Origin of the sequence: Mycobacterium bohemicum DSM 44277 (assembly GCF_001053185.1) — a bacterium.
GTDB classification, from domain to species: Bacteria; Actinomycetota; Actinomycetes; order Mycobacteriales; family Mycobacteriaceae; genus Mycobacterium; species Mycobacterium bohemicum.
This window is the reverse complement of the sequence record NZ_CSTD01000001.1, coordinates 1,055,254-1,075,807: the sequence shown is the minus strand read 5'-3', so window position 1 is coordinate 1,075,807 and position 20,554 is coordinate 1,055,254. Positions and strand designations below refer to the sequence as shown.

Genomic DNA, 20,554 nt, shown 5'->3' with positions numbered 1-20,554 from the left:
GAGGCACCACGATAGGCCGCCTGACGGCCCACTGCTGGTGCTGGTGAGACGGATGTGACTCGTCGCAGGTCCGGGGCCATATTCGCTGGTGAAACGCCCTGCGGGTCGGCCGGTTTAGCGTGGTCGAGCCGTTAGACTTTCGAGCGATGTTCACCTCCCGAACACTGCGGGCATGACGACCGAGCCGCCAATTGTCGAGGTCGGCCTGACGGGACGCCCGCCGCGGGCGATTCCCGAGCCCCAACCGCGCACGGCACACGGCCCGGCCAAGGTCGTCGCGATGTGCAACCAGAAGGGCGGGGTCGGGAAGACGACGTCGACGATCAACCTGGGCGCGGCGCTGGCCGAGTACGGCCGGCGGGTGCTGCTGGTGGACATGGACCCCCAGGGCGCGCTGTCCGCGGGCCTCGGCGTCCCGCACTACGAGCTGGAGAAGACCATCCACAACGTGCTCGTGGAGCCGCGGGTGTCGATCGACGACGTGCTGATCCACACGCGGCTGAAGAACCTGGACCTGGTGCCCAGCAACATCGACCTGTCCGCCGCGGAGATCCAGCTGGTCAACGAGGTGGGCCGCGAACAGACGCTGGGCCGGGCGCTGCATCCGGTGCTGGATCGCTACGACTACGTCCTGATCGACTGCCAGCCGTCGCTCGGGCTGCTCACCGTGAACGGCCTGGCCTGCTCGGACGGGGTCGTGATCCCCACCGAGTGCGAGTTCTTCTCGCTGCGGGGCCTGGCGCTGCTGACCGACACCGTGGACAAGGTGCGCGACCGGCTCAACCCGAAGCTGGAGATCAGCGGGATCCTGCTCACCCGGTACGACCCGCGGACGGTCAACGCCCGCGAGGTGATGGCCCGGGTGGTGGAGCGCTTCGGCGACCTGGTGTTCGACACCGTGATCACCCGGACGGTGCGCTTCCCCGAGACCAGCGTGGCGGGCGAACCGATCACCACCTGGGCCCCCAAATCCGCGGGCGCGATCGCCTACCGTGCGCTGGCCCGCGAGTTCATCGACCGATTCGGCGCGTGACCGCCAGCGCGAACGGTGAGGCGCCACCCAAGAACGGCTTTCAAGTCCGCCTGACCAATTTCGAGGGGCCGTTCGATCTGCTGCTGCAGCTGATCTTCGCGCATCGCCTCGACGTCACCGAGGTGGCGCTGCACCAGGTGACCGACGACTTCATCGCCTACACCCGCGAGATCGGCTCCCAGTTGGACCTCGAGGAGACCACCGCGTTCCTGGTGGTCGCCGCCACCCTGCTCGACCTCAAGGCCGCCCGGCTGCTGCCGGCCGGGCAGGTCGACGACGAGGAGGACCTGGCGCTGCTCGAGGTGCGGGACCTGCTGTTCGCCCGGCTGCTGCAATACCGCGCGTTCAAGCATGTCGCGGAGATGTTCGCCGAGCTGGAGGCGACCGCGCTGCGCAGCTACCCGCGCGCGGTGTCGCTGGAGGACCGGTTCACCGAACTGCTGCCCGAGGTGATGCTGGGTGTGGACGCGGAACGCTTCGCCCAGATCGCCGCGATCGCGTTCACCCCGCGGCCGGTGCCGACGGTGTCCATCGGGCACCTGCACGAGGTGGCGGTGTCGGTGCCCGAACAGGCCAAGAAGCTGCTGTCGATCCTGCAGGCGCGGGGGAGCGGCCAGTGGGCGACGTTCTCCGAGCTGGTCGCCGACTGCCAAGCGCCGATGGAGGTCGTCGGGCGCTTCCTGGCGCTGCTCGAGCTGTATCGGAGCCGGGCGGTAGCATTCGACCAGTCGGAGCCGCTTGGCGTGCTCCAGATTTCATGGACCGGAGAACGTCCGGCCAACGAAGCCTTGGTAGAAGTGCGGGACGAATGAGCGAAGACTTGCCGGACGTCGACCTCGACGTCGGCATCCCGGACATCGCCGAGGCGGCGCCCATGGACGCCGACGAGCTCGGCTCCGTGCTGGAGGCGTTGCTGCTGGTGGTGGACACCCCGGTCACCGCCGAGGCGCTCGCCGCGGCCACGCAACAGCCCGTCTACCGGGTCGCGGCGCGGCTGGAGTCGATGGCCGCCGAACTCACCGAACGCGACAGCGGCATCGACCTGCGCCAGAACGGCGAGGGCTGGCGGATGTACACCCGCGCGCGGTTCGCGCCGTACGTGGAGAAGCTGCTGCTGGACGGCGCGCGCTCCAAGCTCACCCGCGCCGCGCTCGAGACGCTGGCCGTGGTGGCCTATCGGCAACCGGTGACGCGCGCGCGGGTGAGCGCGGTGCGCGGCGTCAACGTCGACGCCGTCATGCGCACCCTGCTGGCGCGCGGGCTGATCACCGAGGCGGGCGTCGACGACGACAGCGGCGCGGTGACCTTCGCGACCACCGAGCTGTTCTTGGAGCGCCTGGGGTTGACGTCGCTGGCCGATCTGCCCGACATCGCGCCCCTGCTGCCCGACGTCGACACGATCGAGGACCTGAGCGAATCCCTGGACAGCGAGCCACGATTCATCAAACTGTCGGGCCGCCCCGCGCCCGAGCAGGCGCTGTCGTTCGACGTGGACCAGGATTGATGGTCGAGACCGAAGGGATCCGCCTGCAAAAGGTGTTGTCCCAGGCCGGAATCGCGTCGCGACGGGCCGCCGAGAAGATGATCATCGACGGCCGCGTCGAGGTCGACGGGCAGGTCGTGACCGAGCTGGGCACCCGGGTGCACCCCGACGCGTCGGTGATCCGCGTCGACGGGGCCCGGGTGGTGCTCGACGACTCGCTGGTCTACCTGGCGCTGAACAAGCCCCGCGGCATGCACTCGACGATGTCCGACGACCGCGGCCGCCCGTGCATCGGCGACCTGATCGAACGAAAGGTCCGGGGCAATAAGAACCTTTTCCACGTCGGGCGGTTGGACGCAGACACCGAGGGCCTGATCCTGTTGACCAACGACGGCGAGCTGGCGCACCGGTTGATGCATCCCTCCCACGAAGTGCCCAAGACGTACCTCGCGACGGTGCCCGGGACGGTGCCGCGCGGGCTGGGTAAGGCGCTGCGCGCCGGCGTCGACCTGGAAGACGGCCCGGCAAAGGTCGACGATTTCGCCGTGGTGGACGCCATCCCGGGCAAGACGTTGCTGCGGGTGACCCTGCACGAGGGGCGCAACCGCATCGTGCGCCGGCTGCTGGCGGCCGTGGGTTTCCCGGTGGAGGAGCTGGTGCGCACCGACATCGGACCCATCACCCTGGGCAACCAGCGGCCGGGCAGCCTGCGGGCGCTGGGTCGCGACGAGGTCGGGCAACTGTACAAGGCGGTGGGGCTGTGAATAGCGTCGTCGTCGCGATCGACGGCCCGGCCGGAACCGGGAAGTCCTCGGTGTCAAGGGGATTGGCGCGCGCGCTGGGCGCCCGCTACCTGGACACCGGCGCGATGTACCGGATGGTGACGCTGGCGGTGTTGCGCGCCGGTGTCGACCCGACGGACGCCGACGCGGTCGGATCGATCGGCTCGGCGGTGCAGATGGCGGTGGACTACGACCCGGCCGGCGATCGCTACTTCCTTGCCGGCGAGGATGTTTCGGCCGAGATCCGCGGTGACGAGGTGACCCGGGCGGTGTCGGCCGTGTCGGCGGTTCCCGCCGTGCGCACCCGGCTCGTCGAGCTGCAGCGGGACATGGCCGCCGGCCCGGGCAGCGTCGTCGTGGAGGGCAGGGACATCGGAACCGTGGTGCTGCCCCACGCTCCGGTGAAGATCTTCCTGACCGCGTCGGCCGAAACCCGCGCCCGTCGGCGCAACGACCAGAACGTCGCGGCGGGGCTGGGCGACGACTACGACGCCGTGCTGGCCGACGTCCGCCGCCGCGACCACCTGGATTCCACCCGCCCGGTGTCACCTTTGCGCGCCGCGTCGGACGCGGTGGTGGTCGACACCAGCTCCATGACCGAGGCGCAGGTGATCGCCCACCTGCTGGAGCTCGTCGAGCAGCGAAGCGGGGCGATGCGATGACCAGCGATGGGACCTGGGCCGACGAAGGCGACTGGGATTCTTTGGCTTCCGAGGTGGAGGAGGCCGCGCCGGCGCCGGTGGTCGCGGTGGTCGGGCGGCCCAACGTCGGCAAGTCCACCCTCGTGAACCGGATCCTGGGCCGCCGCGAGGCGGTGGTGCAGGACGTTCCCGGTGTCACGCGCGACCGCGTCTCCTACGACGGGCTGTGGTCCGGGCGCCGGTTCGTGGTGCAGGACACCGGGGGATGGGAACCCGACGCCCAGGGCCTGCAGCAATTGGTGGCCGAGCAGGCGGCGGTGGCCATGCGGACCGCCGACGCGGTGATCCTCGTCGTCGACGCGACCGTCGGCGCCACCACGGCCGACGAGGCCGCCGCCCGCATCCTGCTGCGCTCCGGCAAGCCAGTCTTTCTGGCCGCCAACAAGGTTGACACCGAGAAGGGTGAGGCGGACGCGGCGGCGTTGTGGTCGTTGGGGCTCGGCGAGCCGCATCCGGTCAGCGCGATGCACGGCCGCGGGGTGGCCGATCTGCTCGACGAGGTGCTGGCCGCGCTGCCCGAGGTGTCCGAGGCCGCGCCGGCCTCGGGCGGCCCGCGGCGGGTGGCGCTGGTGGGCAAGCCGAACGTGGGCAAGAGCTCGTTGCTGAACAAGCTTGCGGGGGATGAGCGTTCGGTGGTGCACGAGGTCGCCGGCACGACGGTGGATCCGGTGGACTCGCTCATCGAATTGGGCGGCAAGGTGTGGCGGTTCGTCGACACCGCGGGCCTGCGGCGCAAGGTCGGCCAGGCCAGCGGGCACGAGTTCTACGCCTCGGTGCGCACCCACGCGGCCATCGATGCGGCCGAGGTGGTGGTGGTGCTGATCGACGCGTCGCAACCGCTGACCGAGCAGGACCAGCGGGTGCTGTCCATGGTTGTGGAGTCGGGGCGGGCGTTGGTGCTGGCGTTCAACAAGTGGGATCTCGTCGACGAGGACCGCCGCGAGCTGCTGGAGCGGGAGATCGACCGCGAACTGGTGCAGCTGCGGTGGGCGCAGCGCGTCAACATCTCGGCCAAGACGGGCCGGGCCGTGCAGAAGCTCGTCCCGGCGATGGAGACGGCGCTGGAGTCGTGGGACGCCCGCATCGCCACCGGTCCGCTGAATGCCTGGGTGAAGGAGGTGGTGGCGGCCACCCCGCCGCCGGTGCGCGGCGGGAAGCAGCCCCGCATCCTGTTCGCCACCCAGGCCACCGCCCGGCCGCCGACGTTCGTCCTGTTCACTACCGGTTTCCTGGAGGCCGGCTACCGGCGCTTCCTGGAACGACGCCTCCGGGAGACCTTCGGCTTCGAGGGTTCGCCGATCCGCATCAACGTGCGCGTCCGGGAGAAGCGCGGCGCCAAGCGGCGCTAATCACATCAGCCTCAGCAGCCACGGCGAGCCGGGTATGTGCCGAAATGCCCGCCTCATAGCGACAACCGTTGTCGCTGGGAGGTGGGCACATCGTCGAGTGCCTCCCAATCTGGGGCCAGTGAGGTACCTGAGGCGAGTGAGGGCGCTCAACGAATCCCACCAGACAGGATGTGAAAGCCACATCACAGGAATAAGCGTTGATATCGGATGCCTAATGGCCGTATCCTTCTCGTCATGCGGGCGTATTCGTCTGCAATGCGAGATTTATGGAGGCCGCCATGAGAACGTCCCAGCAAGCGCCCCAAGCCGCCCTCGCGCAGTTCAGCGTGGAAGGCAAGTCGATCCTGGTCACCGGGGCAACCGGTGCACTGGGCAGCGTCGCGGCCCGGGCGCTGGCGCAAGCCGGCGCCCGGTTGACCCTGGCAGGCGGCAATGCCGCCGGCCTCGCGAGCCTCGTGGAGGAAGCCGGCATCGAGGACGCCGCGGTGGTCACCCGTCGTCCCGACAGCCCGGCCGACGCCCAGGCGATGGTCGAGCAGGCAATAGCCCGCCACGGCCGGCTCGACGGAGTGCTGGTGGCCTCGGGCATGAACCACGTCGCGCCCATCATCGAGATGGACGTCGAAGACTTCGACAAGGTCATGACCGCGAACGCCCGGGGCGCCTGGCTGACGTGCCAGGCGGCCGGACGCGTCCTGCTCGAGCAGGGCACGGGCGGCAGCGTGGTGCTTGTCTCGTCGGTCCGCGGATCCCTGGGCCACTCCGCCGGGTACAGCGCCTATTGCCCGTCCAAGGGCGCCACCGACCTGCTCGCCAAATCCCTGGCCGCCGAATGGGGCACCGCCGGCATCCGGGTAAACGCCCTGGCGCCAACGGTTTTCCGCTCCGAACTCACCGAGTGGATGTACGCCGACGACGAGAGGGGCCGCGCCACCCGTGAGGCCATGTTCGCGCGAATCCCGTTGCGCCGCTTCGCCGAGCCGGACGACTTCGTCGGCGCCCTGATCTATCTGCTCAGCGACGCGTCCAGCTTCTTCACCGGCCAGGTGATGTATCTGGACGGCGGCTACACGGCATGCTGACGCCGGGCGGTTTCGCGCGCGCGGCCGTGGTGGGCGCCGGTTTGATGGGACGCCGTATCGCCGGCGTCCTGGCCTCCGCAGGTCTCGATGTCACCCTCACCGACAGCAACGCCGCCGCCCTCGAGCCGGCGGCCGTCGAGGCCCGCGAGGTGGCCGCCGCCGGCCGAGGTTCGGTAACCGCCATCGCCGACCTCGCGGACGCGGTGCGCGGCGCCGACCTCGTCGTCGAGGCCATCATCGAAGACCTCGCCGCCAAACAAGCGCTGTTCCAGCAGCTCTCGCTTTTGGCGTCGACAGCGGTGCTCGCCACCAACACCTCCGTCCTTCCGGTGGGCGCGGTCACCGAGGGCGTCGACGGCGGCGCCCGGGTGATCGGCACGCACTGGTGGAACCCGCCGGATCTCATACCCGTCGTCGAGGTCGTGCCCGGCGAGCGGACGGCCCCGGAGACCACCGATCGCGTCGTGGCGCTGCTGACGCACGCGGGCAAGCTGCCGGTGCGGGTGGCTCGCGACGTACCCGGGTTCATCGGGAACAGGCTGCAGCATGCGCTGTGGCGCGAGGCGATCGCCCTGGTCGGCGAGGGAATCTGCGACGCGGCCACGGTGGACCTGGTGGTGCGCAACACCATTGGGCTGCGGCTGGCCACCCTCGGGCCGCTGGAGAACGCCGACTACGTCGGTCTCGACCTCACCCTCGCCATCCATGAGGCGGTGCTGCCTGGCCTCGACCGCGACCCGCATCCCAGCCCGTTGCTGCGCCAACTCGTCGCGAATGGCCGGCTGGGCGCCCGCACCGGCCACGGCTTCCTCGACTGGGCCCCGGGCGAGCGCGAACTAACCGCCACCCGGCTCGCCGAACACATCGCCCGCCAGCTCGAATGCACGCGAAAGGAACGAGTATGACCATCGAATGGCCCCTGGGACAAGCGGAATCGGCGCTGGAGTTTTATGACCTGTCGCACCCCTGGGGGCATGGCGTGCCGGCCTGGCCGTACTTCGAGGACGTCAAGATCGAACGCCTGCACAACATGGCGCGCAGCCGGGTGCTGACCCAAAAGATCACCACCGTCATGCATTCCGGCACGCACATCGACGCGCCCGCCCACGTCGTCGAGGGCACTCCTTTCCTGCACGAGATCCCGCTGAGCGCCTTCTTCGGAACCGGCGTCGTCGTCTCGATCCCCAAGAAGAAATGGGAGGTCGTCACCGCCGAGGACCTCGAGAACGCCACACCGCGGATCCGGCCCGGCGACATCGTCATCGTCAACACCGGCTGGCACCACACCTACGCCGACAGCGCCGAGTACTACGCCTACTCGCCGGGCTTCTACAGGGAGGCCGGGGAGTGGTTCGCGGCCAAGGGGGTCAAGGCCGTCGGCACCGATACCCAGGCCCTGGACCATCCCATGGCCACGTCGATCGGCCCGCACGGCCCCGCCGAACAATCCGGCGGCCTTTTGCCCTGGGCGGTAACGGAATACGAGCGCGAGACTGGCCGCAAGGTGCTTGACGACTTCCCGGAATGGGAACCGTGTCACCGCGCGATCCTGTCCAAGGGCATCTACGGTTTCGAAAACGTGGGCGGGGACCTGGACAAGGTCACCGGCAAGCGGGTGACCTTCGCCGCCTTCCCGTGGCGGTGGGTGGGCGGCGACGGCTGCATCGTGCGGCTGGTGGCGATCGTCGACCCCACCGGGAGCTACCGCATCGAGACGGGGCGGGTGGCGTGATGAACCTGACCCGGGCCTCCGAGGCGACGCCTTACGTCGCGCCACTGCATCACGGAGTCAAGGCAATGCGGTTGCAGGGCCACGAGGCGGGCCGCACCGAGCGATTCTGGTCCGGCGTCTCGGTCTACCGCCCGGGCGGGTGCGCGGAGCCTGCGCCGGCCTGGGAGGAGACGGTCTACGTGGTGCTCGAGGGCGAGCTGGTGGTCACCGCGGACGGGACGGAAACGGTCGTCCGTCGTCTGGACAGCATTCATCTCGCCAAGGGCGAGGTGCGATCGATCGAAAACCGGTCACCGCGTCGGGCATTGCTACTGGTGACTGTTGCCCATCCAACCGAGGAGCTGTCATGAGCGTCGTCATCACCGTCGCGCCCACCGGGCCCATCGCGACCAAGGCCGACAACCCGGGATTGCCCACCGCCCCGGAGGAGATCGCCGGCGCCGTGGAGGCGGCCTACCACGCGGGCGCCGCGGTGGCCCATATCCACTTGCGCGACGAGAACGAGCGGCCCACGGCCGATTTGGGGATCGCGCGCCGGACCATGGACATGATCGCAGAGCGCTGCCCCATCCTGATCCAGCTCTCCACCGGGGTAGGGCTGACCGTGCCGTTCGAGGAGCGGGGGAAGCTGGTCGAGCTGTGCCCGCGAATGGCCACGCTGAACCCGTGCTCGATGAGCTTCGCCGACGGCGAATTCCGCAACCCGCCGCTGGCCGTGCGGCGCCTCGCGGAGCGGATGCGCGACCTGGACGTCAAACCGGAACTCGAAATCTACGACACCGGCCATCTGGAGGCGTGTCTGCGGCTCTGGGAGGAGGGGCTGTTGGCCGAGCCGTTGCAGTTCAGCATCGTCCTGGGTGTGCGCGGCGGGATGGCCGCCACCGCCGATAATCTGCTCACCATGGTCCGCCGGCTGCCGCCAGGGGCGATCTGGCAGGTCATCGCGATCGGCCGGGCCAACCTGGAGTTGACCGCGATGGGGTTGGCCCTGGGCGGCAACGCCCGCACGGGCCTGGAGGACACGTTGTACCTGCGCAAGGGCGAACTCGCGCCGAGCAATCTGCCGCTCGTCTCGCGCACCATCCGGCTCGCCGAGGCCCTGGATCTGCCGGTCGCGTCGGTCGAGGAGACCGAGGCCCTGCTGCGCCTGCCCGGAGGTCGTGCGTGAGCGCCGACCCCGACGACCACGATGCCCGCGGCGGAATTCAGGTCATCGCCCGGGCGGCCGAGATCCTGCGGCTGTTGCAGGCTCATCCCGGCGGACTCAGCCAGGCCGAGATCGGCGAGCGGACGGGGATGGCGCGCTCCACGGTGAGCCGGATCCTGGGCGCGCTGGACGACGAAGGGCTGGTGGCCTCGCGGGGGGCCCGCGGCCCGTACCGGCTCGGGCCGGAGATCGCGCGCATGGCCGCCACCGTGCGGCTGGGCGTGGTGATAGACGTTCACCCCTTCATGGAGGAGTTGTCCCGCGAGCTGGAGGAGACCGTGGACCTGTCGGTCCTGGACGGCGACCGCGTGACGTTCGTCGACCAGGTCGTCTCGCCGCACCGCCTGCGGGCGATCAGCGCGGTGGGGGAGTCGTTCCCGCTGCACTGCTGCGCCAACGGCAAGGCGCTGCTGGCCAGTTTGTCCCCGGAGCAGCAGGCCAAGGCCTTGCCCAGCCGGCTCGCCCGACTGACGCCCAACACCATCACCACCCCGGCGGCCCTGCGCAAAGAGCTGGACCGCGTCCGAGCCGAGGGCATCGCGTACGACCGCGAGGAGCAGACCGAAGGCATCTGCGCCGTGAGTGCCGTGCTGCCCGTGGGCGATCAAATAGTGGCGGTCAGCGTGCCGGTTCCGGCGCAGCGGTTCTACCGCCGCGAGGCCGAACTCGCCGAGGCACTGCTGGCCTGGGTGGAGAAGACTCGCACGTCGCTCGGCCATTAGCGAGGTGGCGGCTGGGCTGCGGTAGGCTGTCGACCTGCCGCCGGTGACTCGGCGGCATCCGGGCTGTGGCGCAGTTTGGTAGCGCACTTGACTGGGGGTCAAGTGGTCGCAGGTTCAAATCCTGTCAGCCCGACACACGAAAACCCGCTCTGACCAGTACCGGAGCGGGTTTCGAGTGTTTTGGTCACGTCGCCGAATCGCCCCGAGCTTGCCAAGAACTTGCCAGGCGTCGGGCAGCGGACGTGGGTGCTCCCGGGCGGCGCGCATTCGACGCACTGTCAGCCTGTGATCGCTGGGTTGCTTCCCTACTAGCGGGCGCCCCTCGTGATGCTTCAGCTGTCCCGGTCTGAGGTCGAGTAATCGGTCCGCCACCGATCTCGATGAGAAACGCGGCTCTGATGTCGCTCCCTGGTTCGGGACGCCACGCAGGTCTACGCTGGTGGCCTCACGTCGAACCAACATCGTGACCAGACCGTAGTCGTTGACGGTATGCGGCGGCAGATTATGGACGGCCGAAATCGGCCACGGCCCCCAAGACCGAAGCCCTATTACGTAACTTGCTCGGCAAGAGGACGCACGTCGAGCTGCGCAAGGCAGTACCGGTAACCCCGCCATATTCCGCCGTATTCGTCCCGTCATGGGACGAGGGAGCAGCTTGCGAGGTCATCGTCATGGTCGGCACCATCGGGCGCAACGGCTTCCTGCGCACTGGCAATGGGCGTAGTTTCCGAAGTGTTGAATTTCCGCGCGGAAGGGAGTTGTGATGGATGTGCGACTCCGTGGGTTCGGGTCGATCGAGGTCGAGGGACAAGCGTACGAGCACGACGTCGTCATCGACCGAGGTACTGTGCGCAAACGGAGCAAGAAGCCCTCGAAGCCATACCGCGACAAGTTCGGACACACTCCGCTCTCGGCCGACGAGGAGCTCCCGGGGGCGGACCCGGGTTGATCATCGGCACCGGGGCCCACGGCTCGTTGCCGATCATGCCCGAGGTGGCGGCGGAGGCTGCGCACCGAAACGTCGAGCTTGTCGCTGTCCCGACGGAACAAGCCTGCCGGCTGATCACGGGCCTCAAGCGACGAGAGGTCTGCGCGGTCCTTCACGTCACCTGCTGATCCAGCGATCTGGAGCGCGGCGAATCAGCTCACGACGGGTTACCGGTAAGGCAGGCGACAGTGATGAGCAGCGCCTACACCGCCAGAACTGCCGCCTGGCCTTATGGGCGGCTGATCACCCGATCACGCGATCTGGGGGTGGCTTTCATTACTTCTGATTGGGTTTCTTAGCAGGAGCCTTCTTCGCGACAGCCTTGGCCGCGGTCTTCTGGGCCGGGGTTTTCGCCCGGCTGGGCGTTTTGGCCGTGGTCTTCTTTGCGGCGGTTTTCCGGGCGCCGGGCGTGGCGGCTGTTGCCTTCTGCGCCGGGGCCTTCTTGGCGACGGCCCGCTTGATGGAAGTCCGCTTGGCGGCGGATCGGTTGCCGGCCGCAGCCTTCGTTGCGCCACCCTTCTTAGGTGCTTGCCAGCCAACGGCTTTCGCGGCGCGCCCGCTATACCGCGCGCGTCTGGCTCGCGACGTTGCCGAGCGCCTCTTTCACGTTGTCGATGAGACGCTGTCTAGCCATCACACTCCTCGGGCCGGATCGGTCTTCACCTACAGCATGCGCCTCAACATCCTCGGCCGGCGCCGATTCGCCGAAAAGACGGGGTAGCCGTGGCCGCACATCTCAGCTCAGCCTGGCCCGCGCGATCGATGAGCTCGCATGCCGTCATGCGCAGCTGGCGGCCGCGGCGCCGGGCCGGCCCTGTGTCACGCCAGATGCGATTGATCGAAACTTACACTGCGACAGGCAATACTGGCCGAACGTACCCACTGGTCCGTGGCGTATAGACGAGGGCCGACCTGATTCATCAGATGCAAACGGAGACCTTTTTCGTCGATATCGGCGGTTTACCGGTAGGTGTCGTAATACGGGATGCTTTGTGGACGACCAGTTCGAGCGAGGGGACGGGTCTTGACTGGGAACGCATCAATCGTCAGCTCGGAGTGTGGAGTGTACCGACCTGAGAGGTTAGGCCTCGTGGCAGTTACCAGTTTCCCTCGCGAGGCGGACGTAGTTGCTCCTGCTGTGTTGTGAACGGATTTGTGAACGAAACGCCGCGCAACGCCATAGATCACATTGAACGGCTGTGACGATAGAGACGTCGGACAGCGTGCTTTCCGGGTCAGCCGAACAGCGACGCGGCGGCGGCGCGTAAGTCGTCGGGCTGTGCGTCGCTATAGATCCTCAGCGACACCGCCGGGTCGTGGCCGTGCCAGGCCGCCACGATGTGCACCGGGATGCCCGACGTGAGCATGAGGCTCACACTGGTGTTCCGTAGCCCCTTGAGATGGATACGGCGCAGTCCGGCCCGTTCGCGCAACCGCTGGAACTCGTCGGAGTACCAATCGTGCCGTACCGGTGTCGAGTCCTCGTGCACCGCTATCAGCCGGTCATCCGACCACGCGACGCCAAGCGCCAGCGCCTCGGCCTTCTGGCACATCTTCAGTGTGCGCAGCGCCTCAGCCAGCTCAGGCGGCGGTGGGAGGTCGCGACGGCTGCGCCGGGACTTCGGTAGCCCTTCCTCGGTCTCGCTGCCGACGGCGACCCGGCCTCGCCGCACCCGCAGCGCATGATCATCGAGCTGAGACCAACGCAGGCCCAGCACCTCGCTGCGGCGCAACCCGTAACAGCTCAGCAACCAGCACGCGAACAGGCGTTCATCGCGCACCGACTCGCGGAACGCCTCCACCTCGTCCACCGTCCACGACTTCGCCGGGTGGGCGGCTTCCTCGTCGGTCGTCGCGTCGGCTGGTCGCTCGACAAGCGCAATAACGTTGCGAGGCAACATGCCCTGATCTACGAACGACTGCACGACCATGCCGAAGGTGGTGAGGGTGGAGCGCACCGTGACCGGCTTGACGCCGCGAGCGGCCGTGTCCACCTCGGCGGGGTCGGCCAGGATGTACACCGCCCGGCGTGGCCGCGTGACTCGCGCGGCGCGCACCAGGCCGGATAGGCAAGTGTGTACGTCCTCACCAGGGAACGCGGCGGCCAGCGCCGACGCCGAGATGCCCTCGGGGCGTTGCCCGATCAGTTCGGCGACGCGGCTGGACAGGCTGCCGGGCTGGTAGTGCTTCGGTGACCTGCGGCCTTCGGTCAGCATCAATTCAACGAGGGCGTCACCGTCGGCCTTGACGATCTGCTGGAGTTTCTTACCGCCGAGGTAGCGGCGTACCGGTTTGAGGTCGTTTCGGTAGCCCTCCAGTGTCACGCGCCGAATGCCGCGCCGTCCGTCTAACCATTGGTCGCAGGCGTCGTCAACGGTGATGGCCGTCCGCCGGGTGTAGGTGCCCGCAGCCACCTCGCTGGTGATGCGCCGATACTCGCGGCGCGCCTCCGCCTTGGTGCGGTAGGTGAATCGTCGGCGGTCCCGGCTGCCGTCGGGCTTGGTGCCCACGTCGGCCTGGAACCAGTAGGACACGGTGCCGTTCTTGGCGATGTGCTGGGTTATCGGCTCAGCGCGACGGGTGCGGTTGGCCTGTTCGGACTTGGAAAACTGTGTGTCAGTGCTCATGTTGGTCGGTCTCCTCGGTCGCGGTGCTCCAGCCACGTGGCAACCACCTGGGACCCCGCTGGTACACCGAGCCTTTCACGAGGCTAGCTCACGAAGGCCGGCGGTCACCACGTAGACGCGACCGCCGAGCCGGCGGACCGGCAGGTCTCCGGAGGCCGCCAGACGGTAGGCCGCGGCCCGGCTGATTCCCAGCAGCTGCGCGGCTCGGGGCACCGCGAGCAGAAGGGGCAGATCGTTGAACATGTTGTCTTCCATTTTCATTCACCACCCTCCGAAGAGTCGTGTCCGCCGAGCCGACGAACTGGCAGCTCGCCGGAGGCCACCGGGCGATACGCCGCGGCACGGCTGATTCCCAACAGCTGAGCTGCGCGAGGTACCGCAAGCAGAAGGGGGAGTTCACTGAACACGTTATTTTCCAAGATAATTCACCACTGTTCGGTATGTTGAAGGATTTTTCTCTGGATGGATGTGCCCTGTGCAGCTGTGGGCTGCACCGCGGGCAAAACTGCGCAGCTTCGGTTCCGTCGGGCGCAGTGACGGTGATGGTGCGAGAGTGCGTGTCTTCGCATTCACCACACCACGGCACGGTTGGGGATGTAGGTCGTGTAGCTGCGGGAGATCGTTCAGGCGCCGGGCGAGCACCCGCACCGGATCACGCACCGGGTTGGGGTTTTGGATCAGGTGGTCGGTGAGTTCTGCCGCCGGCCATCCGTGCGCCAAGGCGGACTCGACGGCCGCTTGGAGACTACGAGCCTCGCGGGTGCCCAGCGTCCACGCTTCGGTGACTGCCTCCAAGATGCGCGCCGCGGCATCGCTTGGTTCGGATGGGGATTCAATTGATGGATTCAAGGGGTCCCGCTGTGGGACCCCCGGAGGGTCCCACTCTGACACGGTCCCCGTCCCGCAGTGGGATGGGGGGCGTTTCGCAGCGGGACCCTCCGGGGGTCCCGGATCGGGACGGGGGGTCCCAGATCGGGACGGGGGGGTCCCGGATCGGGACGGTGCGAAAGATGTGGTGCCAAGGGGTGATTCAGGTAGTAGCGAGTCGAGCGTTGCGCCCCGGAGTCGTGGAACTGTGGATGGCGACTGATGAAGCCAACGCGTTTCCAGGTCTCTGAGTGCGCGCAGGACCGTGCTTCTCCCGGCATTGGACTCAGCCATCAGAGTACGGATCGAGGGATAGCACGAGAAATTCTCATCCGCCTTATTCGCTAGGAGTATGAGGATGAACTTCGCCGCCGAGGATCTGACGTCTAAGTCCGTCGCCCAGTTGAGCGCACCCCAGCTCATCTTTATGCCTGGGCTGAGGATCGCGCGTTGCGGAGAGTTTCGGCGGGTTCGTCCCTGCACTCACTCGTGATGGGTCGTTTCATATCTAGAACGCTAAGAGGTGTTATTGCGCTGCGCGACAGCCAGTCTGAGAAATCTCTGGCGGGTTTTGCGTCGTCGCGTTTCCGTTTACCGCTATTGATCGGAGCGCAGTGAAACATCGTGAAAGACAGAGCGGCTCGGCGGTTATCGACTGTGTCACTGGTCGCGGAGAAGGAGGGAGCAGCTCATCGCCACCAGGGCGGCAATCATGTCGGAGCACGAGCGCCGACATAACCCGACGATGGCCTACTCCCCGCTAGAGAAAAGTCGTTGAGTGCATCGATGCGCAGTGCGGATGTAGTCGTTGTGCACCAGTAATTCTCGATGTTTCCCGGTCGATCGGTACCTCGTGAGAAATCCGCCACGCGAGGCCGATCGCGCCCCAAACTGACGCGTCTGTGCCGTCGCGTGGCCGTGGCCGGAGTCGTCAAGGTCAGAAGGCGGTGAGAGAACCGTCCCGGGTTTGGTGCCGCTTCCTTGTGTGTGAAGGATGGCGACTATGGCCAAGCGTTACCCGGTCGAGCAGCGTGAGCGCGCGGTGAAGGTGGTGCTGGATCACCTTCAGGAGTATCGGTCGGTGTATGCCGCCTGCCAGTCGATCGGCCCGAAGGTCGGCGTCGGTGCGGAATCGCTGCGGCGATGGGTGTTGCCGGCCCAGGTCGAAGCCGCCCAGCGGCACGGTGTCACAAGGTATTGCGAGTCGGATTGAAAATCCGCAGCCGCCGAGCGACGCGTAACGCCGCCGCCGGCTGTATGTTTCAGCTGTAAGCCCAACCACTGCAGGCCTGAACGGAAGACTCAACGCCGCTTTTCTGGCCTCTCCCACGGTGATCGCCCGTTCCGCCCGTCCGTCTTATGCGAAGGAAATCTCGCAGTGACCACGCTTGACACCCGTCGAAACGGTGCCGCGGTAGCAGCACAAACCGGCGTTGAGCCTCAGCCGATGGACGACCTGGCACCGGCGGCCGGGCCCAGCGGCCGTATGCAGGCCAACTCGCGTCGTCGCGGGCGGCCGGCGATTAAGCCGCGGCTTGCGAGGGAAGCAGATCAGACCGACGACGAGATCCGCACGTTACACCTTGTTCGCAGAAGTCGCCGTGCTGCTGGGGGGTTGACGATCGGGATCGCGACGGTCAGCTTTGTGCTGTCGTTTACGTCCTTGCGTGAGTTGGCGGCGATGGCGGCGTGGCCCGGCTGGCCGTCGTGGCTATGGCCGTTGATTATCGACGGGACGATCGTCCTGGCGACGCTGGGAATTGTGTCACTGGCGCCGTATCGGGATCAGTTCTGGAACCGGGTTTTCCTGCGGGGTGTCCTTAGCTCCGCGGCTTTGGTGAGCGTTGGCGGTAATGCTTTGCATGCGTGGCTGTCCACCGGGCACATGGTGTTATGGATGAGGTGGGGGTCGGCGGGGCTTGCCTGTGTTCCACCCGGGGCCTTACTCGCGACGACCCATATCGCCGCCATCTTGTGGCGGTTCAATCCCACGCCGCCGCCCGACGCCACCTCGCAGTTGTGCGACCGTGCGCTCGAACTGGCGGTGGACAGGATGGACAAATGGCGCGCGGCGGCGGCCCAGATGCACGAGGATGGTTATTGCCGGAACGTGTCGACGACAAAGATCGCGCACGCTTTGCGTTATCTGTACGAATGCCGCCCGCCGATGTCGCTTCGCGCCATCGGTGCCCAGCCGGAGATCGAGTTGCACCACGATAATGTGGGCAAAATCCGCGACGCGGCGCCGATTGTGCTGGGTGTGCCCGTCCCTGGCGGGCGGTGAGGACTTCGTCGGAGCAGCATGGGTCGAAATCGGTTGGGCGCGACCGTCGCGTAGCGCCAGCAGGCGGCGGTAGCGTTTTGCCCAGCGACCTGCGTGTAGAGGGGATTCGGGCGCGCCATGGGCTTATTCGACGTCTTGGATGACCTGTTCGACGACCTGACGGGGATCTTCGGCGGTGATGACGACGGTGAGGGTGGCGATGAGTTTGATGGGCCGCCCCAGCAGGCGCTGCCAGCGCCGCCGGCCGGGGCGCCGCCGTGGGGGCCCGCTCTGCCAGTGCCGAACGGCCCCAGCGGGTTACAGCAGGGCGTCGATCACGCCGGAACTACCTATCAGCAGGCCAGCGGCGCGCTCACCCAGACCGATGACAAGCTGGCCGGCTTGCTCAAACAAATTTTCGCCACCAACGACGACACTCGCTCCAAAATCGGCGCCATCATCAGCAGCATCGAGACGGCGCGGCGCGCGCTGACGTCTCACCCGCAAATGGCCAATGACCCGCATGCGATGGCGCTGTTTAATGAGTTCTTGGACGGTCAGCTCGCCCAAATTCAACAACTGCTCGACAGCTCCAAAGTGGACAGTAAGAAGCAGGCTGAGCTGCTTTCCGCGCTCGGTGATGAGTACCGCGACAGCGCCGGCGGAGGCCATTCGAAGGACCAGGGCAACGCAGGCATCGCCGGGGGTGGTGATGGGGGCGGTGCTGACACCAGCGGTGATGGCGGCGGCAGTGGCGGTGGTGACGGCGGGGCGGGCGGAACCGCTACAGGTGCCGGTCCGGGCGGGCTGACTGATCCGCTGGCTGGGCTGAGCGGGCTTGGCGGGGCGGGCCTGGGCGATCCGCTGTCGATGTTGGGCCCGGCGATGGCGGGGCTGGGGTCGATTCCTGGCGCGCTGGGCGGCGCTGCAGGATCCTTGCCGATGGACGCGCTGGGCGCGATGGGCCCGCTGGCGAGTGGTTTTGCCGGCCAGGGCGGGGGGGACGGATTTAAAGACAGCGACGGTCACGACCACGGCAAGTCCGACGATTTCGAAGACGGGTCGCACGGCAAGGGTGACGGCGATGGCGGCAAGAACGGCGCCGCGTCAGCCGGCAAGGACGGCACCGGCGATAAGAACGCGCCGACGCAGCCTGCGGGTACGACTCAACCGCAGCCGAGCACACCGCCGGCCCCGCCGGCTGCTGCGCCGGCCAGCGCGGGCGGTGACCCGAGCCGGGTGGTACAGATGCCCGATGGTTCTGCGGTGACGGCGACGACGGCCCAACACGCCGCCGCGGTGCGGGCGGTGCTCAACGGGGCGACGGTCAGCGATGGGTGGAAGCAGGCCCACGTGGAGTTGCCGCCCCCGGGAACACCGGTGACCGCACCTGCCGATCCGAGCCATTTGGTGCCCGGTCAAATCGCGCAATTCAAGAGTCGTGACCCGGTCATGTCAAACCTTTCTGTGTGAGTCAGGCGTCCGCGTGGCCGCCTGTTCTGTTTGCCTTCTGGCAATTGAGATTTGGGCCGGCGTAGGGACGCGAAGTGCAAGGTCCGGGCGCACAGTTGCCCGCCGCGAGCGAAGCGAGCGTGTCGGGCCAACTGTGCGAGCCTTGTGCCCGGAGCGAAGCGGAGGCCGTGGCCTTCGCGCGAAGCGGACCGCCGGCAATAATCGAAAGCCAGGAAGGCAAACAAACATGGGCTTGGGCCCCAAGGCCCAAGCTATCCAGTAGCGCCGCAGGCGCTTCAACTTCAACTCCCCGCTACGATCGCAAAGATTGGGGCTTCGGCAGACCTCGGCGCGGGGGCGAGGAGCCCGGCCCTTCACACTGCCCCGAATGTGGTGCGGAGCCCGGCGCACACCAGGTGCTTGTCGGAGTAGCGCATTGCCGGTGCGGACGGATGCACCGTTCTCACTGTTGCCGCAGAACGAGCGGAAACACTCTACACGCCACCGTTGGGGATCAACTGTCGCTCACGCGCCTGGACGGGCGATAAGCGAAGTCCTGAAATGACCTCTGGTGCAGTCGGTTTAGCGGTATTCGAGTCCTAGCGCACGACAGGCGCGGTGTCCGAGCTTTCCCATAGCACCGTCATCTTTCATCTTGTTCGTGGGGAACGTATCGGGGCGGCGCATGTTGCGTTTGATGCAACATAATTCGCTTGAGACGCCGATTGTCGCGTGGGGCAGAGGTCGTCGAGGCGGTGCGCGCGGTCCAACCGACTGCCGACTGCTCTGATGAAGAATCTCTACGGAGTCCCCGTGCGTTGGCCAGTCGGGGGATGACCCAGGATTTCGCGCACGCCGAATTCCGCTCGTCGTCACAGTTTCTCAAAGATCAGATCTTCCGGCTTGCCTGCTGAAATACTCTCTCCGTAGTGGCGCCGTGGCTCGCGACCAAAGAGACTGACCAGGGGTTCTATCGTGTCCAACACAAAGCACGTCATTCTCATCCATGGCGCGTGGAGTCGTGGGGAGCAGTTGGCTCCGGCCCGCGCCGCCTTCGAAGAGCGTGGCTACACCGCGCACACTCCCACACTGCGCCATCACGAACTGCCCTTGCATGAGGGCGCGGTGAAGATCGCGTCACTGAGCCTTCGCGACTACACCGACGACCTAGCGAGATTCGTGAATTCGCTGGATTCGACACCGCTTCTCGTAGGTCACTCGATGGGCGGGCTGCTGGCCCAGCTAGTCGCCGCGCGCACGCGCCACGCTGGCTTGGTCGCAGCATGTCCCGGCTCCGCGGCGGGCATCTTCGGCACGACCCCCACAAACATGCGCATGTCCCTGCCGGCCTTCTTACGGCTACGCCCCTGGGCCAAGCCGGTGTATCCCGCAACGTTCGAACAATTTCGACGATGGATCGCCAACACCCAGACCGAGGACATCGCGCGTGAGATATATGACGGCGTGGTCTGCGAATCTGGGCGCGCAATGTGCGAGATGGCCGTTGCCGTGACGATGCTTTCCAAGGCCACCGTCGTCGACTTCACGGCGGTCACGACCCCGGTGCTGGTGATGGGCGCCGAGTGCGACCGCATCGTGCCAGCCGGGGTTGTGCGCCAGACCGCAGCCCGGTATCAACACAGCACCTCAGTGCAGATTCCCCAGTCCGACCATATGGTGTTTTCAGGGTCGGCACTACCCGTCGCCATGAGCCAGATTGACGACTGGATCGCCAGGAATCCGGTATTTACGACCGCGGCCTGACTGGCTGCGCGTGCCCATCAGATGGCGCGGCTACCACCGCTATACGGCGAGCCATGAGGGCAGACCAGAACGTCGCTGAAGCTCTCGACTCTTGGTCGGGCCGCAAAGGATGCGAGCGCGATTCTGGTCGCCATGCACGGCTACGCGCTGCTCAGGCCGACCCGGCCGACGTTCCCGTGGCCGCCGGAGGAAGACCTCGTCACTCACCTGATCACCACTCTCGCCGGCATCACACCGAGCGAGATTCAGGACGCGCCGCGCTGACAACCGGCCGCCTCGCACTGCGCCGGTCTATGTTGAGGACTCGACGGCTCACGACGCAGATGCGCAGGACGCGGCCGCAAGGGCACCGGCAATCAATGAGGGTGCATTAAGCCGGCAGTAACAATCGCAAGTTTCGGGTATCTGTTGCCACCACTTCGCGGGGCCCCGGCGGTGGCGCGAGAAGTGCGGACACCCCCCATTCATTCATGATCACCGACGCGATAGGCAACGTGCTTGT

At 67.1% G+C, this 20,554-nt stretch carries 23 protein-coding genes and 1 tRNA gene; 20 read left to right on the top strand and 4 right to left on the bottom strand.

The features are described 5' to 3' along the window. Window positions 1-172: 172 nt before the first annotated feature. The 15 genes from BN971_RS05200 to BN971_RS05130 all read left to right on the top strand — a co-directional run bounded on the left by BN971_RS05200 (window position 173) and on the right by BN971_RS05130 (window position 11,800). Window positions 173-1,033, top strand: coding sequence for a ParA family protein (locus BN971_RS05200; protein ID WP_085181849.1), 861 nt, complete (start codon window positions 173-175; stop codon window positions 1,031-1,033). Next, window positions 1,030-1,845 carry a segregation/condensation protein A gene (locus BN971_RS05195; RefSeq protein WP_085181850.1) on the top strand — a complete coding sequence of 272 codons (816 nt, stop codon included), beginning with the start codon at window positions 1,030-1,032 and terminating at the stop codon, window positions 1,843-1,845. Before BN971_RS05200 ends, BN971_RS05195 begins: the two co-directional genes overlap by 4 nt. Then, the gene (gene scpB / locus BN971_RS05190; RefSeq protein WP_085181851.1) at window positions 1,842-2,537 is read left to right on the top strand and encodes an SMC-Scp complex subunit ScpB; all 696 of its coding nucleotides are present in this window, start codon (window positions 1,842-1,844) and stop codon (window positions 2,535-2,537) included. Before BN971_RS05195 ends, scpB begins: the two co-directional genes overlap by 4 nt. Then, window positions 2,537-3,280, top strand: a complete 744-nt coding sequence (locus BN971_RS05185; RefSeq protein ID WP_085181852.1) for a pseudouridine synthase — start codon at window positions 2,537-2,539, stop codon at window positions 3,278-3,280. The genes scpB and BN971_RS05185 overlap by 1 nt, the downstream gene beginning before the upstream one ends. Then, a complete protein-coding gene (gene cmk / locus BN971_RS05180; RefSeq protein WP_085181853.1) occupies window positions 3,277-3,960 on the top strand; it encodes a (d)CMP kinase in 684 nt (227 codons plus the stop codon). The genes BN971_RS05185 and cmk overlap by 4 nt, the downstream gene beginning before the upstream one ends. Beyond that, the gene (der, locus tag BN971_RS05175) at window positions 3,957-5,348 is read left to right on the top strand and encodes a ribosome biogenesis GTPase Der (RefSeq protein ID WP_085181854.1); all 1,392 of its coding nucleotides are present in this window, start codon (window positions 3,957-3,959) and stop codon (window positions 5,346-5,348) included. Before cmk ends, der begins: the two co-directional genes overlap by 4 nt. 278 nt (window positions 5,349-5,626) lie before the next feature. Further along, a complete protein-coding gene (locus tag BN971_RS05170) occupies window positions 5,627-6,430 on the top strand; it encodes an SDR family NAD(P)-dependent oxidoreductase (RefSeq protein ID WP_090350018.1) in 804 nt (267 codons plus the stop codon). After that, window positions 6,424-7,335: a 3-hydroxyacyl-CoA dehydrogenase family protein gene (locus tag BN971_RS05165; protein ID WP_085181856.1), complete on the top strand. Its 912-nt coding sequence runs from the start codon at window positions 6,424-6,426 to the stop codon at window positions 7,333-7,335. The genes BN971_RS05170 and BN971_RS05165 overlap by 7 nt, the downstream gene beginning before the upstream one ends. Then, window positions 7,332-8,162, top strand: a complete 831-nt coding sequence (locus tag BN971_RS05160; protein WP_085181857.1) for a cyclase family protein — start codon at window positions 7,332-7,334, stop codon at window positions 8,160-8,162. The genes BN971_RS05165 and BN971_RS05160 overlap by 4 nt, the downstream gene beginning before the upstream one ends. After that, a complete protein-coding gene (locus tag BN971_RS05155; protein WP_085181858.1) occupies window positions 8,162-8,512 on the top strand; it encodes a beta-D-galactosidase in 351 nt (116 codons plus the stop codon). The genes BN971_RS05160 and BN971_RS05155 overlap by 1 nt, the downstream gene beginning before the upstream one ends. Next, window positions 8,509-9,330 (top strand): beta-keto acid cleavage family enzyme, encoded by an 822-nt coding sequence (locus BN971_RS05150; protein ID WP_085181859.1) that lies wholly within the window; start codon window positions 8,509-8,511, stop codon window positions 9,328-9,330. The genes BN971_RS05155 and BN971_RS05150 overlap by 4 nt, the downstream gene beginning before the upstream one ends. Next, window positions 9,327-10,091 (top strand): IclR family transcriptional regulator, encoded by a 765-nt coding sequence (locus tag BN971_RS05145; protein WP_085181860.1) that lies wholly within the window; start codon window positions 9,327-9,329, stop codon window positions 10,089-10,091. The genes BN971_RS05150 and BN971_RS05145 overlap by 4 nt, the downstream gene beginning before the upstream one ends. A gap of 59 nt (window positions 10,092-10,150) precedes the next feature. Further along, window positions 10,151-10,224, top strand: a tRNA-Pro gene (locus tag BN971_RS05140). A gap of 630 nt (window positions 10,225-10,854) precedes the next feature. Continuing rightward, window positions 10,855-11,040, top strand: a complete 186-nt coding sequence (locus tag BN971_RS25275; RefSeq protein WP_211145700.1) for a hypothetical protein — start codon at window positions 10,855-10,857, stop codon at window positions 11,038-11,040. Between the two features lie 361 nt (window positions 11,041-11,401). Beyond that, a complete protein-coding gene (locus BN971_RS05130; RefSeq protein ID WP_066911477.1) occupies window positions 11,402-11,800 on the top strand; it encodes a hypothetical protein in 399 nt (132 codons plus the stop codon). 514 nt (window positions 11,801-12,314) lie between these two features. On the opposite strand, the gene BN971_RS05125 is transcribed toward BN971_RS05130, so the two are convergent. The 4 genes from BN971_RS05125 to BN971_RS05115 form a co-directional block, all read right to left on the bottom strand. After that, a complete protein-coding gene (locus BN971_RS05125) occupies window positions 12,315-13,706 on the bottom strand; it encodes a tyrosine-type recombinase/integrase (protein ID WP_066911480.1) in 1,392 nt (463 codons plus the stop codon). 75 nt (window positions 13,707-13,781) lie between these two features. Next, window positions 13,782-13,967 (bottom strand): helix-turn-helix domain-containing protein, encoded by a 186-nt coding sequence (locus BN971_RS05120; RefSeq protein WP_066911483.1) that lies wholly within the window; start codon window positions 13,965-13,967, stop codon window positions 13,782-13,784. Continuing rightward, window positions 13,964-14,113 carry a helix-turn-helix domain-containing protein gene (locus BN971_RS26420; RefSeq protein ID WP_308203768.1) on the bottom strand — a complete coding sequence of 50 codons (150 nt, stop codon included), beginning with the start codon at window positions 14,111-14,113 and terminating at the stop codon, window positions 13,964-13,966. The genes BN971_RS05120 and BN971_RS26420 overlap by 4 nt, the downstream gene beginning before the upstream one ends. Window position 14,114: 1 nt before the next feature. Further along, window positions 14,115-14,996: a helix-turn-helix domain-containing protein gene (locus tag BN971_RS05115; RefSeq protein ID WP_235852683.1), complete on the bottom strand. Its 882-nt coding sequence runs from the start codon at window positions 14,994-14,996 to the stop codon at window positions 14,115-14,117. 580 nt (window positions 14,997-15,576) lie between these two features. Between BN971_RS05115 and BN971_RS05110 the strand changes: the two genes are divergently transcribed. From BN971_RS05110 to BN971_RS26250, 5 genes are all read left to right on the top strand, one after another. Continuing rightward, on the top strand, window positions 15,577-15,786 hold the full coding sequence (locus BN971_RS05110; RefSeq protein ID WP_066911486.1) for a hypothetical protein: 210 nt from the start codon (window positions 15,577-15,579) through the stop codon (window positions 15,784-15,786). A 165-nt stretch (window positions 15,787-15,951) separates the two neighbouring features. Then, window positions 15,952-16,857: a DUF2637 domain-containing protein gene (locus tag BN971_RS05105; protein WP_139027048.1), complete on the top strand. Its 906-nt coding sequence runs from the start codon at window positions 15,952-15,954 to the stop codon at window positions 16,855-16,857. Between the two features lie 117 nt (window positions 16,858-16,974). After that, the gene (locus tag BN971_RS05100) at window positions 16,975-18,309 is read left to right on the top strand and encodes a DUF4226 domain-containing protein (protein ID WP_085181862.1); all 1,335 of its coding nucleotides are present in this window, start codon (window positions 16,975-16,977) and stop codon (window positions 18,307-18,309) included. A 954-nt stretch (window positions 18,310-19,263) separates the two neighbouring features. Next, on the top strand, window positions 19,264-20,052 hold the full coding sequence (locus BN971_RS05095) for an alpha/beta hydrolase (RefSeq protein WP_085181863.1): 789 nt from the start codon (window positions 19,264-19,266) through the stop codon (window positions 20,050-20,052). Window positions 20,053-20,184: 132 nt separating this feature from the next. Continuing rightward, on the top strand, window positions 20,185-20,316 hold the full coding sequence (locus BN971_RS26250) for a hypothetical protein (protein WP_264028448.1): 132 nt from the start codon (window positions 20,185-20,187) through the stop codon (window positions 20,314-20,316). The last annotated feature ends 238 nt before the right edge of the window (window positions 20,317-20,554 follow it).

Coding starts and splice junctions, on each gene's coding strand:
- BN971_RS05200 (WP_085181849.1), top strand. CDS start 173: ATGACGACCGAGCCGCCAATTGTCGAGGTCGGCCTGACGGGACGCCCG.
- scpB (WP_085181851.1), top strand. CDS start 1,842: ATGAGCGAAGACTTGCCGGACGTCGACCTCGACGTCGGCATCCCGGAC.
- BN971_RS05185 (WP_085181852.1), top strand. CDS start 2,537: ATGGTCGAGACCGAAGGGATCCGCCTGCAAAAGGTGTTGTCCCAGGCC.
- der (WP_085181854.1), top strand. CDS start 3,957: ATGACCAGCGATGGGACCTGGGCCGACGAAGGCGACTGGGATTCTTTG.
- BN971_RS05170 (WP_090350018.1), top strand. CDS start 5,627: ATGAGAACGTCCCAGCAAGCGCCCCAAGCCGCCCTCGCGCAGTTCAGC.
- BN971_RS05165 (WP_085181856.1), top strand. CDS start 6,424: ATGCTGACGCCGGGCGGTTTCGCGCGCGCGGCCGTGGTGGGCGCCGGT.
- BN971_RS05160 (WP_085181857.1), top strand. CDS start 7,332: ATGACCATCGAATGGCCCCTGGGACAAGCGGAATCGGCGCTGGAGTTT.
- BN971_RS05155 (WP_085181858.1), top strand. CDS start 8,162: ATGAACCTGACCCGGGCCTCCGAGGCGACGCCTTACGTCGCGCCACTG.
- BN971_RS05150 (WP_085181859.1), top strand. CDS start 8,509: ATGAGCGTCGTCATCACCGTCGCGCCCACCGGGCCCATCGCGACCAAG.
- BN971_RS25275 (WP_211145700.1), top strand. CDS start 10,855: ATGGATGTGCGACTCCGTGGGTTCGGGTCGATCGAGGTCGAGGGACAA.
- BN971_RS05125 (WP_066911480.1), bottom strand. CDS start 13,706: ATGAGCACTGACACACAGTTTTCCAAGTCCGAACAGGCCAACCGCACC.
- BN971_RS05120 (WP_066911483.1), bottom strand. CDS start 13,967: ATGAAAATGGAAGACAACATGTTCAACGATCTGCCCCTTCTGCTCGCG.
- BN971_RS05115 (WP_235852683.1), bottom strand. CDS start 14,996: ATGAGCTGGGGTGCGCTCAACTGGGCGACGGACTTAGACGTCAGATCC.
- BN971_RS05110 (WP_066911486.1), top strand. CDS start 15,577: ATGGCCAAGCGTTACCCGGTCGAGCAGCGTGAGCGCGCGGTGAAGGTG.
- BN971_RS05100 (WP_085181862.1), top strand. CDS start 16,975: ATGGGCTTATTCGACGTCTTGGATGACCTGTTCGACGACCTGACGGGG.
- BN971_RS26250 (WP_264028448.1), top strand. CDS start 20,185: ATGCACGGCTACGCGCTGCTCAGGCCGACCCGGCCGACGTTCCCGTGG.